Source organism: Neorhizobium sp. T25_13 (assembly GCF_002968675.1).
GTDB lineage: Bacteria > Pseudomonadota > Alphaproteobacteria > Rhizobiales > Rhizobiaceae > Neorhizobium > Neorhizobium tomejilense.
On sequence record NZ_PVBI01000015.1, the window covers coordinates 1 to 13000 of the forward strand.

General features: G+C 63.5%; 13 protein-coding genes, 1 pseudogene and 1 riboswitch. Of the genes and pseudogenes, 5 read left to right on the top strand and 9 right to left on the bottom strand.

The window, feature by feature from the left end; genetic code table 11:
- From C5J22_RS25990 to C5J22_RS26000, 3 genes are all read right to left on the bottom strand, one after another.
- The coding region (locus C5J22_RS25990; protein ID WP_105440593.1) for a GMC family oxidoreductase N-terminal domain-containing protein at nt 1-1218 on the bottom strand (1218 nt) is incomplete at its 3' end.
- 12 nt (nt 1219-1230) lie between these two features.
- Nucleotides 1231-1983 (bottom strand): gluconate 2-dehydrogenase subunit 3 family protein, encoded by a 753-nt coding sequence (locus tag C5J22_RS25995; protein WP_105440594.1) that lies wholly within the window; start codon nt 1981-1983, stop codon nt 1231-1233.
- A 148-nt stretch (nt 1984-2131) separates the two neighbouring features.
- Nucleotides 2132-2944 (bottom strand): IclR family transcriptional regulator, encoded by an 813-nt coding sequence (locus C5J22_RS26000; protein WP_245440546.1) that lies wholly within the window; start codon nt 2942-2944, stop codon nt 2132-2134.
- Between the two features lie 251 nt (nt 2945-3195).
- Here C5J22_RS26000 and C5J22_RS26005 point away from each other — a divergent pair, with 251 nt between their 5' ends.
- Nucleotides 3196-4617, top strand: a complete 1422-nt coding sequence (locus C5J22_RS26005) for a DHA2 family efflux MFS transporter permease subunit (protein ID WP_172746784.1) — start codon at nt 3196-3198, stop codon at nt 4615-4617.
- Nucleotides 4618-4842: 225 nt separating this feature from the next.
- Here the strand turns inward: C5J22_RS26005 and C5J22_RS26010 are convergent, their stop codons facing one another.
- The 3 genes from C5J22_RS26010 to C5J22_RS26020 all read right to left on the bottom strand — a co-directional run bounded on the left by C5J22_RS26010 (nt 4843) and on the right by C5J22_RS26020 (nt 5653).
- Nucleotides 4843-5046: a hypothetical protein gene (locus C5J22_RS26010; protein WP_046635934.1), complete on the bottom strand. Its 204-nt coding sequence runs from the start codon at nt 5044-5046 to the stop codon at nt 4843-4845.
- A gap of 186 nt (nt 5047-5232) precedes the next feature.
- Nucleotides 5233-5460: a hypothetical protein gene (locus C5J22_RS26015; RefSeq protein ID WP_105440693.1), complete on the bottom strand. Its 228-nt coding sequence runs from the start codon at nt 5458-5460 to the stop codon at nt 5233-5235.
- A 10-nt stretch (nt 5461-5470) separates the two neighbouring features.
- Entirely contained in the window at nt 5471-5653 is a 183-nt protein-coding gene (locus C5J22_RS26020; RefSeq protein WP_046665973.1) for a hypothetical protein, read from the bottom strand.
- A gap of 145 nt (nt 5654-5798) precedes the next feature.
- Here C5J22_RS26020 and C5J22_RS26025 point away from each other — a divergent pair, with 145 nt between their 5' ends.
- Nucleotides 5799-7493, top strand: a complete 1695-nt coding sequence (locus C5J22_RS26025; RefSeq protein ID WP_105440596.1) for an alpha-glucosidase — start codon at nt 5799-5801, stop codon at nt 7491-7493.
- 96 nt (nt 7494-7589) lie between these two features.
- Here the strand turns inward: C5J22_RS26025 and C5J22_RS31780 are convergent.
- The 3 genes and pseudogenes from C5J22_RS31780 to C5J22_RS26040 all read right to left on the bottom strand — a co-directional run.
- Nucleotides 7590-7685: pseudogene (locus C5J22_RS31780) on the bottom strand (type II toxin-antitoxin system RelE/ParE family toxin); the annotation flags it as partial.
- A 113-nt stretch (nt 7686-7798) separates the two neighbouring features.
- A complete protein-coding gene (locus tag C5J22_RS26035) occupies nt 7799-8074 on the bottom strand; it encodes a type II toxin-antitoxin system ParD family antitoxin (protein WP_105440597.1) in 276 nt (91 codons plus the stop codon).
- A gap of 72 nt (nt 8075-8146) precedes the next feature.
- Nucleotides 8147-10504: a heavy metal translocating P-type ATPase gene (locus C5J22_RS26040; RefSeq protein ID WP_105440598.1), complete on the bottom strand. Its 2358-nt coding sequence runs from the start codon at nt 10502-10504 to the stop codon at nt 8147-8149.
- Nucleotides 10505-10618: 114 nt separating this feature from the next.
- Nucleotides 10619-10714, top strand: a riboswitch (TPP riboswitch).
- A 38-nt stretch (nt 10715-10752) separates the two neighbouring features.
- Between C5J22_RS26040 and thiM the strand changes: the two genes are divergently transcribed.
- Genes thiM through thiD form a run of 3 tightly spaced genes read left to right on the top strand, consistent with a single transcriptional unit; the run spans nt 10753 to nt 13000 of the window.
- Nucleotides 10753-11565 (top strand): hydroxyethylthiazole kinase, encoded by an 813-nt coding sequence (thiM, locus tag C5J22_RS26045; RefSeq protein WP_105440599.1) that lies wholly within the window; start codon nt 10753-10755, stop codon nt 11563-11565.
- A complete protein-coding gene (thiE, locus tag C5J22_RS26050) occupies nt 11562-12200 on the top strand; it encodes a thiamine phosphate synthase (RefSeq protein ID WP_105440600.1) in 639 nt (212 codons plus the stop codon). The genes thiM and thiE overlap by 4 nt, the downstream gene beginning before the upstream one ends.
- The gene (gene thiD / locus C5J22_RS26055) at nt 12197-13000 is read left to right on the top strand and encodes a bifunctional hydroxymethylpyrimidine kinase/phosphomethylpyrimidine kinase (RefSeq protein ID WP_105440601.1); all 804 of its coding nucleotides are present in this window, start codon (nt 12197-12199) and stop codon (nt 12998-13000) included. Before thiE ends, thiD begins: the two co-directional genes overlap by 4 nt.

Genomic DNA, 13000 nt, shown 5'->3' on the forward strand with positions numbered 1-13000 from the left:
GGTTTGGATCGGCCGCCCGTTCGAGGGAATGCAGTTGATGCCCGCTCCGCCGACGAAATCGAGCGGCCCGTGGTCGAAGGCATCACCGTTAAAGTCGTCCACCGTCTGGCCGAGCGCGCCGGCGGCGACGAACGGATTGAAGTTCTTGTCGTCGAAGAACACCTGCGCGCCGGCATTGGTCTGGTAGCAATAGTTCCGCCCGACAGTCCCCTCGCCGGTATTCGGATCGTAGATCCCGCCGATACCGGAGAGCATCATCAGCCGGACATTATGGAGACCGTAGGCGCAAAGAAGCACGATATCGGCCGGCTGGAAGAATTCCTCGCCCGAGGTATTCACATAGGTGACGCCGCGGGCGTGTTTCTTCGAGATATCCAGATCCACATGCAGAACCTCCGAGTCGGTGCGGACCTCGAAATTCTTCTTTTTCATCAGTGCCGGGAGGATGGTCGTCTGGGCCGAGGATTTCGAATAGTTGGCGCAGCCGAAGCGTTCGCAGAAACCGCACATCGTGCATTGGCCCATGGCGATGCCGAGCGGGTTGATATAGTCCTTGGAAAGGTTGGCCGCCGGCGTCGGAAACGGATGCAGGTTCAGCGACCTGGTCACTTCGGCAAACAGCGTCGGCGCATAGGTCATCTGCAGCGGCGGCAGCGGATAGTCGCGCGAGCGCGGGTCCTCGAACGGATTGCCGCCCTCCTGGATATGGCCGTTGATGTTGCCCGCCTTGCCCGAAATGCCGGCGAGATATTCGAAGCGGTCGAAGGATTTTTCCATTTCCGCGCCGGTCACGCCCCAGTTCTGCAATTGCAGGTCCTGGATCCGGGTTGCGCCGTAGCGATCCCTCAGGTGGTCGGCGATCTGGAAGTCGCTGTCCCAGAACCGCCAGGTATGGCCGTTCCAGTGAACGCCGGCGCCGCCCACCCCGTTGCCAGGCAGGAAGGAGCCGTAATCGCGCATCGGCAGCGCCGTCTGCGAGGTGTTGTTGCGCATCGTCATCGCTTCGACCGCCGGCTGCAGGAAGAGGTCACGGCGGATGCCGTAGCGAAGTTCGTCCTGGGCATAACCGATGTTGAAATCGGTGGCTGTATCGCGCCACGGACCGCGTTCGATCGCCACGACGTCGAGCCCGTCCTCGGTCAGTTCATGGGCGAGGATCGCGCCTGTCCAGCCAAGGCCGACAATCACGGCGTCCTTGCGGGGTAGAATAGTGGTCATATTTTTCAGTCCCTACCTGGTCATCCATTCCGTCGAGCCTGCGATCGAAACCGGAGGCAGGGGATAGGGTTGGTTGTGTTTGGAAACGTGGTCGCGGTAATCGTATCGCGCGCCGGGAAAGCCCAGCATCTTCCACGAGGCCATGTCCTTGTTGCCGCCATAGATCGGGTCGGCGAAGAAGCCTTCCATCACGTTGGCGAGCATCAGGTTGAAGAAGGACTTGGCATCCACCTTGTTCGGCAGGGTAATCTTGCCGGCTTCGAGATCCTTCAGCACGGCGTCCTGCTCATCAGGGGCAAGCTCGGCAAAGCGCTTGCCGCCCTTGGTTTCGCGGGTGAACGCGTTCAGCACGGCAATCCCGGATCGGTAGCGCTGGGCCGGCGTGTCAGGCGCCTGGTACCCTTGCGTCGGCAGGCCGGGCATGAACGGGCCCTTGGTGTAGAGCCGGCTCGACGTGCCGTAGGATCCCACCAGCTGCCGGTCGAGATAAAGCACGCAGCCGGCATCCTTGCCGCCGAGCGACAGATCGTCCGCCGGCACCAGCCGGTCGGCGACCGCCTCCATCGTCTGCGCCTCTTCGAGCGTGAAGAACAGCCAGCCGCCGGGCTTGACCTGTACCGGCGGATCGGCGGAACGCGCCTCCCAAGGCAGGCTGCCGGAAATGCTGCGCGCCATCACCGGTGCGGCGCTGCTGGCGAGAACGGTAAAAGCGACGGAAGAAAGGAATTGGCGCCGCGTGGGGCGCTTAAGACAGTGGGTTTCCATAAGAGACCTCCCCGGAGAGAAAAGGTCGGTGACGCGCCGAAACGACGTGCGCCGATGTGATCGAACCGAACGGTTCAATCAGTGACCTAGAGCAGGTCCGACCCGAGGCAACCCTTCTGGAACATTAAATCGTCACCGCTGCTGTCCGTCAGGCGTCGCCGCCTGCGAGCGCGCCGCGATGCCCGAGGCGGGCAGAGATCGCCCGTGCCGCGACGAGCAGCGGTTCGGCAAAAGCGTTGAGATTCTTCAGCGACAGGCGCTGGACGGGGCCGGCGATGACGACCGCGCCGACCACGTCCGACTGGGCGTCGTGGATGGGTGCGGCGATGGCGCGCATGCCGAGTTCGTTCTCCTCGTCTTCCACCGCGAAACCGAGGCGGCGGACATTGCCGAGCAGTTTCTGCAGCTTGTCGGGATCGGTGACGGTTTTTGGGGTCCTTAGCGGCAGGGTAGCCCCGACAAGGGCAGCGATGCGATTTTCCGGCTGGAAGGCGAGAATTGCGCGGCCGGCAGCCGTCGAATGATAGGGCGCGCGCATGCCGATTTCCGCGCTGATGCGTACCGCCTGCCGGGAAGGCTGGACGCGGACATACATGATCTCCGGCCCGGCCGGCACGCCGAGCAGCACCGTCTCGTCCGTCTCCTGCCTGAGATCCATCAGCAGCGTGCGCGCTTCGGTGGAAAGGTCCATGCGGTTGCGCACCAGCGAACCAAGCCTGAAAAGTTCGAGCCCCAGCCGGTAGCGACCGGTCTCGCGATTCTGCTCGAGGAAGTCTTCGGCCATCAGCGTCACCACCAGACGGTGGACGGTGCTCTTGGCAATGCCGAGACGGCGGGCGAGCTCGGTGATGCCGATCTCTGCATCGTCGCCTTCAAAAGCCTTGAGGATGCGGATCGCCATCGAAACCGAAGAGAGGCGGCCCTTTTGCTGGTCCTCGTTCTGCACACCCGTGATCTTCATGTCCCCACCGTCTTCATTTCGGTTGCCGCTCCCGCGCAATCGGTAAGCGTGCATCATCAACGCGGCAACTGCAAAAGCGCCGTTGACAGCCCGATATCCGAGGGAATATTCTATTTTTGGACCGACATTCCATATAGAAGAACACATGACGACGACTGAAGCAAGCGGAAACACCATCGGTGGCCGCGTGGTTTGCTGGCCTGCCAGGAACCGGGCTTACCGAACAACGACTTGAACCGAAAGCGACCGAATTGGACACCCGCAAGACCGTGCCGTTGATCGTCGCATCGGCGCTCATCATGCAGCAGATCGATTCGACGGCAATCGCCACGGCCCTGCCGACGATTGCCGACGCACTCGGCGAGCCGCCGCTGGCGCTGCATTCGACGATCACCGTCTACGTACTCTCGCTGGGTGTCTTCCTGCCCTTGAGCGGCTGGCTCGCCGACCGTTTCGGCGCCCGGCGGGTGTTCTGCCTGGCAATCGCGCTGTTCACCCTCGCCTCGCTGCTCTGCGCCGCTTCGACCACCCTCACCATGCTGATCGCAGCGCGCGCGCTGCAGGGTTTCGGCGGCGCGCTGATGCTGCCGACGGCGCGGCTGATCCTGGTGCGCTCGGTGCCGCGCGAGGAACTGGTGTCGGCCATGGTGTTGATGAGCATGCCGGCCGTGGTCGGCCCGGCGATCGGCCCGCTGCTCGGTGGCTTCATCACCGGCGTCAGCTCTTGGCACTGGATCTTCTGGATCAACCTGCCGGTCGGCATCGTGGCGATCATCCTGACGATCACGCTGATCGAAAAAATCCCGCCGACGGAGCGCACTTCTTTCGATTTCCTCGGCTTCATCCTCACCGGTGCCGGCATCGGCGCTGTCATCTTCGGGTTCGATTCCTTCGCCCGCGGCATGAATTCCAGCGCATTGGTCCTGGTTGTGGGCGGCGTCGCCCTGCTCGGCCTCTACATCCGCCATGCGCGCAAAACGCAAAATGCCATCCTCGACCTCAAACTCTTTCGATATCCCACGTTCCGATCGAGCGTCACCGGCGGCTCGCTGTTCCGGATCAGCATGGGCGCCCTGCCTTTCATGCTGCCGCTGCTGATGCAGGAGGTTTTCCGCTATACGCCGCTGCAATCGGGCGCCATCACCTTCGTCTCGACGATCGGCGCCTTCGGCATGCGAACCATGACGAGGCGCATCCTGCGTCGTTTCGGCTTCCGCAGCGTGCTCTTCTGGAACGCATTAATCGCCAGTGCATCGATGGCGCTGCTCGCCACTTTCACCCCCGGCACGGCGCCGATGGTCATGGTGGCCATCATTCTGCTCGGCGGCTTCTTCCGGGCCTTGCAGTTCACATCGCTGAACACGCTGACATTCGCGGAAACCGAAGACTCGGAGATGAGCCACGCGACGTCGCTGTCGCAGATGGCGCAGCGCATCGCCCAGAGTACCGGTGTCGCGATGTCGGCCATGCTCCTGCACTATTTTTCCGGCGGCTCCGAGACGCTGAGCAACTTCGCCTTCGCGATGTCCTTCCTCATCATCGCAATCATTTCCGCATCCTCGTGCTTCTCATTCTTCCGCCTGTCCGAGACGGCCGGCGACGTGCTCGCGGGCCGCAAGAAGGAGGCCAAAGAGGAAACGATGGCGGCCGAGCAGGCCGATGCGGCAGAGTAACGATGCGGCCGCTTATGGGGCGTGGCGAATTGAAGCTCGCCGACATTGGCCGGCGAGCCCTCCGTGGCTGCGACCCCGTGTGTGATCGGTTGCAGCCAACGTGAGCAGGCGCGCGCGAACAGGCCATCGGCGGATCCGTCCATGGTTCATGGTCAAGGACGCGCTTGCGGGCCGCTCACGGCGATGAAAGGGTTTTCGCTCTCGGTCCAGTCCAGTCTGAGGGGACTATTGGATCAGCGAGGCGACGTTGCGTGTCGTTGGAGCTTTGGTAGGTTTTGCGTCGACCGGGACGATATCGACGACCTCCGAAAGCAGGAACTGCTTTGGAGAACCACAGATGGTGGCGTAGACGATCCGGTCTAATATTTTCAGGCTTTCGGACACGAAGGTCCGTTGGTCGCCATTGTCGAGCACCGATACAACGTACATGTTGATCCCACAGAGGTTAGGCGCGCAGTCATTCGCGCACCTGCATTTTTAGCCACCCATGGTTAACGGGAGGTTAAACCCGCCACGGCGCCAGTATGTCTCGGTCGCAACCGCCGGCCTATCAAACTAGAAGCGCCCTCCCGGCGCTCCAGGAGGGCGTTTCTTCATCCGGTCCGACGCGGCGGATCAGTGTGCCGTGTTGACCTGTCCGCCCTTCTTCTTCGCATCGTGGGTGTGGTGGCTGTCGCGTTCGCCGCCGCCGCCCGAGACCCGGCTCTTGGAGCGCAGGTCGTCGTCGGCCGGTGGCTTCTTCACGTCGAGCGACACACCCTTTTTCGCATCCGGGGCGTTTTCATGGGACGCGCCCGGCCCGCCCTGGCGGATGCTTGCGGGTGTCTTCTGCGATGTCGACATCATGAACTCCCTATCGGTCCTGCTGATAACCCTGGTGGGTCGTGTTGACCTTGGTATTGCCTTGCTGGCCCTGCTTGCCGGGATCGTTCGCCGCCTGCGGTTTGCCGCGCTTGATGTCGGACGCATGGGTCTGTTCGCCGGAGCCCTTGTGGCTCAAGTTTTCCGAGGGCGTCGGGGGAAGTTTGCTGCTCATGAAGGGTCTCCTTTTCTTGCGGTTTCCCACTGGTCTAACCCGCAGCGAGTCACGATGTTCCATCCGACGAGTTGTTGCCGCCGGGGTGAGGAACCCTGGCCGCACTCTCGCGTTCGAACAGGTTAAAGAGGCAGGGAGGGCTTCGATGAACGACTTTCAGGATCAGCTTGCCGCAGCGATCAAGCAGGCTGAATTGCCGATAGAACGCAAATGGTGGCACACCGCCACCGTCTACCAGGTCTATCCGCGCAGTTTCTGCGATCTCAACGGCGACGGCGTCGGGGATATCCCCGGCATCACCTCCAAGCTCGACTATCTGAAATCTCTCGGTATCGACGTGATCTGGCTATCGCCGATCTACAAGTCGCCGATGGACGACAACGGCTATGACATTTCCGACTACCAGGACATCGCCCCGGAATTCGGCACGCTTGCCGATTTCGACAGGCTGGTATCGGAGGCGCGGAACCGGGGCATGGGCATCGTCCTCGATCTCGTCGTCAACCACACGTCGGACGAACATCCGTGGTTTCTCGAGAGCCGCAAGGGGCCGGGCAACCCGTTCCGCGATTTCTACATCTGGCGCAAACCGGCGCCGGACGGCGGGCCGCCGAACAGTCTCAAATCCTCCTTCGGCGGGCCGGCCTGGACGCTCGATCCCCTGAGCGGCGAATATTACCTGCATCTGTTCTCCACCCGCCAGCCGGATCTCAACTGGGAAAACCCGGCGGTCCGGGCCGAGATCTACAAGATGATGAACTGGTGGCTGGAGCGCGGCATTGCCGGTTTCCGCATGGACGTCATCGATTATATCGGCAAACAGGTGGACCGGGAAATCGTCCACGACGGTCCGCACCTGCACGACTACCTGCAGGAAATGAACCGCAGAACATTCGGTAATCGCGATATCCTGACCGTCGGCGAGACCTGGAGCGCGACACCCGGTTCGGCTCTCCTCTATTCCGGCCGCAACCGCCACGAACTGTCGATGGTCTTCCAGTTCGAGCATGTGACCCAGCAATGGGATGAGATGTTCGGCAAATGGCGCTCGAAACCGTTCGACCTGGTGAAACTGAAATCGGTGCTCGGCAAGTGGCAATACGCGCTGTCGGACGACGGCTGGAATTCGCTCTTCTGGGGCAATCACGACCTGCCGCGCGCCGTCTCCAAATATGGCGATGCGACCGGTTATCCGGCAGAATCGGCCAAGATGCTGGCGACCGTGCTGCACCTGATGAAGGGCACGCCCTTCATCTACCAGGGCGAGGAGATCGGCATGACCAATGTGCCGTTCACGACGATCGAGCAGTATCGCGACATCGAAACGCTCAACATGCACCGGCTGCATATCGAAGCCGGCTTGTCGCCCGAGGAATTCATCAAGGGCGCCAACGAAAACGCCCGCGACAACGCCCGCACCCCAATGCAATGGAGCGCCGCGCCCTATGGCGGCTTCTCGACCGGCGTGCCGTGGATCGAGGTCAATCCCAATTATCCGACGATCAATGCCGAACGCGAAATGACCGACGAAAAGTCGATCTGGAACCACTATCGCAAGCTGATCGCACTCAGGAAACGTCACCCGGTGATCGTCTATGGGATTTATCAGAGCTGGCTCGACAGCCATCCGGACGTCTTCGTCTACTCGCGAACGCTCGACGGGGAGCGCTTGGTGGTGGTCGCCAATTTCAGGGCCCGCGAGGTTCCCGTCGAGCTGCCGGGCGAATTGAGGATGCCCGGCGAGTGCCTGATCTCGAACTATGAACCGGTCGACCGGCTGGATGAAAACCTGACGCTGAAGCCATACGAGGCTTTCGCGGTTTTGGCGCGGACGCTTTGAAAAGGAGCGGCAATCATCCGTGGACCAGTCCGAGGGAAAATCCATGCCCCGCGGTAAAATACGCAGGATATTAACCCTGTCCTGCTCGACGACGAACACTATGGCGGCACTACGCTCAAACCCTATGACGCGCAGGCCCGGATGGATATGGTTCCGGACCGCGCCGCGCTGGGGAAATGCCGCGAGGCTCATGCAGGCCGCTTCAATTCGATCGATATAGTTTCCAGCGCTCGTGCCCGGCCTCTTGGGCAATTCTCAGGTAAATCCGCCGGAGGTCAGTGACGGCTGCCGGTCGAAACTCGACATTATGAACCACGCTTGTCGGCTTTCGCCTGGCTGGCATGGAATTCGCGAAGTTCCGCGAATACTTTGGCTGCGGGAATACTGGGGCGCGGATCGTCCATAGCTTCCTGAACCTTCAGGCGCATGATTTCGTCCAAGGCGTCCCGTTCCCGTTCAAGTGCGCGCAGAGCAGCGCGCACCGCCTCGCTGGCGGAGTCATAGTCCCCCGATTCCACCATGGCATCGAGAACTTCCTGCTGTTTACCGAGTGTCAGGGTGATGGATCTGTTGGTGCGCATGTCAGCCAATCCTTTTACGCTGTCCTATCTTGTAACACGACAGTGTCTTGCGCAACTTTCCGTGGGCTGGCGCTAGTTCCTCACCCGCAGCAGCCGCAACGCATTGATCGTCACCAGCACCGTCGCGCCGGTGTCCGCGAGGATCGCCGGCCACAGGCCGGTGATGCCCAAAATGGTCGTGACCAGGAAGACGGCCTTCAGGCCGAGTGCGATGGTAATGTTCTGGTAGATATTGCGCATCGTCCGCTTCGACAGTTCGATCATGGCGGCGATGTCGCCGACCCGACCGTGCAACGTTGCGGCGTCGGCGGTTTCGAGCGCCACGTCGGTGCCGCCGCCCATCGCGATGCCGACATCGGCGGCGGCAAGCGCGAGCGCGTCGTTGATGCCGTCGCCGACCTTGCCGACCACGAAACCCTGGCTTTTCAGCTCGCCGACGATGCGGCTCTTGTCTTCCGGCATCAGCTCGGCACGCACCTCGATGCCGAGGTCCTTGCCGATTGCGGCCGCGGTGCGGGCATTGTCGCCGGTCAGCATCACGGTCCGGATGCCGGCATCGGTCAGCGCCGTCAGGCCGGCCCTGGCGTCGGGACGCGGCTCGTCGCGCATGGCGATGGCACCGGCGAGGACCCCGCCGACGATCAGCACCGAGACGGTCTTGCCTTCGTCGTTGAGGCCGGTGATCCGCCGGCCGTGCGCCATCGGCAGCGAAACCCGCTCGGCTGCGGCCTTGGGCGAACCGAGGAAAACTTCCTCACCTTCGACCACGGCCGTGACACCCTTGCCGCCGAGCGCCCGGGCATCCGTCGCGGTCGGAATCTCGACCTCGTCATCGGCAGCCTTGGCAAGGATCGCGACGGCGAGCGGATGGCTGGAGCCGGTTTCGAGCGCAGCGGCAAAGCGCAACACGTCTTCCGCATTGCGGCCGAAGGCGATGACATCGGTCACCTGGGGTCTGCCGGCCGTCAGCGTGCCGGTCTTGTCGAGCGCGACGGCGGTGATCTTGCCGAGCGTTTCGAGCACCGCGCCGCCCTTCATCAAGAGGCCGCGGCGGGCACCTGACGACAGCGATGCGGCGATTGCCGCCGGCGTCGAGATGACCAGAGCGCAGGGGCAGCCGATCAAGAGGATCGCCAGGCCCTTGTAGACCCACTCGCTCCAGGACGCGCCGGCAGCGAGCGGCGGCAGGATGGCGACCAGCGCCGCAACGGCGACGACACCCGGCGTGTAATAGCGGGAAAACCGGTCGATGAAGCGTTCGGTCGGGGCCTTGCTTTCCTGCGCCTCCTCGACCAACCGCACCACGCGGGCAATCGTATTGTCCTCGGCAGCTGCCGTCACGCGAACCCGCAAGGCGGCATCACCGTTGATCGTGCCGGCAAACACCGTGTCGTCGATACCCTTGGCAACCGGCGTGCTTTCGCCTGTCACCGGCGCTTCGTCGATCGCGCTTTCGCCGGCGATGATGACGCCGTCCGCCGAAATGCGGTCGCCGGGACGCACGAGGATGGTCGCGCCAACCGCAAGGCTCTCGGCCGGCACTTCGCGGGTCTGGCCGTTTTCTTCGAGCAGCGCGTTCTTCGGCGCGAGCGCCGTCAGGCTCTGGATGCTCTGGCGCGCCTTGCCGGCCGCGACCCCCTCCAGCAGTTCCCCGACGAGGAAAAGGAAAACCACTGCGGCCGCCTCTTCCGACGCGTCGATGATGACAGCGCCGACGGCGGCGATCGTCATCAGCATCTCGATCGAAAACGGCGTGCCGGCAAGTGCTGCCATGATCGCGCGACGGGCGATCGGCACGAGGCCGACCAACATCGCGGCGGTGAAGATATAGAGGCCATAGGCAGGGACGAGGTGGCCGAGCCCGTAAGCCGCCGTCAACACGAACCCGACCAGGATGGTCAAGCGCCCCTTTGTCGATTTCCACCACGGCCCGTCCATCGGCCCGTGATCGTGGCCGTGCAGGTCTTCGATGTCTGAGGCAGCGTGGTCGTCATCATGATGGTGGGGGTCGTGGCCACAACTCTGCCCATGTTCGTGGCTGTGCCCGCCGCCCCCCTCATCCGACCGCTCCGCGGCCACCTTCTCCCCGCTAGGGAGAAGAAGACTTGCCGCACCGTCTCCGTCCTCCTCTCCCCTCGGGGAGAGGTCCGCCGAGTGAAGCGGAGGCGGGATGAGGGGGCCGCTCGCTCCGACGTTGGCCGGCGCTCTCTGCCCCAGCGCCCTCAGCGTATACCCCAGCCCGACGACCTTCTTCTCGATCGCTCCAAGATCGCCCGTCCCATCATGTTTCACAGTCATCGTGCCGGATGCAACCGAAACGGACACGTCCGCGACGCCCGGCATGCGGCGAACCGCGGTGTCGATCTTCGTCGCGCAGCTGGCGCAATCCATGCCGCCAACCTTGTATCGTGCCTGTGTCGTGGCGCTCATCATCTCTTTCCCGTTTGGACCGAGCCCCGTCTCTACAACCTCTAGCGACTAGAGCTGCAAGGCCCAAAATCAGAAAAAATCACTGGCGAAGCGCATTCTCTTTGCTGTAAGCCATGGTGAAGACAGGGGCGTCCGGCAGAGCCGGGCTGAGAAGCACCCTTAGAACCTGAACCAGATCATGCTGGCGGAGGGAGTCGTCCGGGCGTTCAACATTGCGCCCCGCGCCTGCCCCGCCGAACGAGGCAGACATGCAGACGACAACGCTCCTTGCGGAAACCCCCGGCCAGCTGTTGACGGCGATGCGCGCGAAAAATCCGCTTGTCCAGAACATCACCAATTTTGTAGCGATGAACATCGCAGCCAACGTGATGCTTGCCGCCGGCGCCTCGCCCGCCATGGTGCATACGAAGGAAGAGGCCGGCGAATTCGCCCGCATCGCTTCGGCCCTGACGATCAATATCGGCACCCTGTCGCCGGATTTCCTGGCCGGCATGAAGGCCGCGGCCGCCTCCGCCACGGAAGCTGGCAAGCCATGGGTGCTCGATCCCGTCGCCCATTATGCCACCGCCTATCGCCGCGTGGCGCTCGCCGAACTCATGGAACTGAGGCCGACGATCATCCGCGGCAACGCGTCGGAAATCATCGCTCTGGCCGGCAGCCAGTCGAGCGGCCATGGCGTCGACAGCGGCGACAGCGTCGCGGCGGCCGAAAGCTCCGCCATCGCCATCGCCCGGCAGCAGGCCTGCGTGGTGGCTGTTACCGGCGAGGTGGATTTCGTCACCGACGGCCGGCGTTCGGTCCGCATCCTCGGCGGTTCTGCCCTGATGCCGCGGGTCACAGCGCTCGGCTGCTCGCTCACCTGCCTGGTCGGCGCCTTTGCCGCCACCGCGGACGATCCCTTCGAGGCGACGGTCGCCGCGCTCGCGATGTTCGCGGTCGCGGGCGAGGAAGCGGCCTTCACCGCCTCGGGTCCCGGCTTCTTCTCGCCGATCTTCCTCGACCGCCTCGCGGCGCTGACCGGCGAGACGCTCGATGCAAAGGCAAGGATCGCCGCAGCATGAAAAAGACCTTCGACCTTTCCGTCTACCTCGTCCTTGATCCCGATCTCTGCCGCGAGATCGGCATGATCGAGACGACAAGGCTGGCGGTCGCCGGCGGCGTCACCATCGTCCAGCTCCGCGACAAGCAGGCGGACACGGCAAAAATGATCGAAACCGGCCGGGCGCTGAAGGCGGTACTGGCCGGTACCGGGGTTCCCCTGATCATCAACGACGACGTGGAGGCGGCGATCGCGATCGGCGCCGAAGGCTTGCATGTCGGCCAGAGCGACATGGTGGCAGTGATGGCGCGGCAGCGCGCCGGCCATGGCATGATCCTTGGCCTCTCGGTGGAGACCGAGGACCTGGCGCGGCGGGTGGATCCTTCCATCGTCGACTATGTCGGCATCGGTCCCGTCTTTGCGACCGGCACCAAACCCGACCATAAACAGCCGATCGGTTTCGACGGGCTTGCGCGCATCGCCGCCATGGCGCCGGTTCCGGCCGTCGCGATCGGCGGCGTCAAGGCGGAACATGCCGGACCTGCACTCGCCGCCGGCGCCAAGGGCATCGCGGTCGTCTCCGCTATCTGCGGCCAGCCCGATCCTGAAGCCGCAGCCCGCAGAATTGCCGCGGAAATCGAAAGGGCGCGCGCATGAGCATCAAGAATGTCCTGTCGATCGCCGGCTCGGACCCTTCCGGCGGCGCCGGCATCCAGGCGGACCTGAAAACCTTCGCGGCGCGCGGCACCTATGGCATGGCGGCGCTGACCGCGCTGACCGCCCAGAATACCCGAGGGGTCACCGGGATGCATGCGGTGCCCGCCGCCTTCGTCGCAAACCAGATCCGCACCATTTTTCTCGACGTGCGCGTCGACGCGGTGAAGATTGGCATGATCGCCAATGCCGAGATCGCCGAGGCGGTCGCCGACGTGCTGCGGCCCTATCGCGATACCGTGCCGATCGTGCTCGATCCGGTGATGATCGCCAAGGGCGGCTCGCCGCTGCTGGCGCTCGACGCGGTGGATGCCGTCACCTACAAGCTGATGCCGCTCGCCACCGTCGTCACCCCCAACCTCCCCGAAGCCGCAGCGCTGCTCGGCGAAACGATCGCCACGACCCGCGAAGGGATGGCAGCTCAAGCCGAGCGACTGCTGAAGATCGGGCCTAAGGCAGTCCTGGTGAAGGGCGGTCATCTGGAAGGCGAAGACAGCCCGGACGTATTGGCGGACGTTATCGGCGTCCACTGGTTCGAGGGCAAGCGCACCGCGACCAGAAACACCCACGGCACCGGCTGCACGCTGTCCAGCGCAATCGCCGCCGAGCTTGCAAAGGGCGCATCGCCCGCGCAGGCGGTCGCCGTCGCCAAGACCTATCTCGCCGGCGCGATCGCCGCCGCCGATACCCTCACCGTCGGCACCGGCCACGGGCCGGTATCGCATTTTTACGAGTGGTGGTAA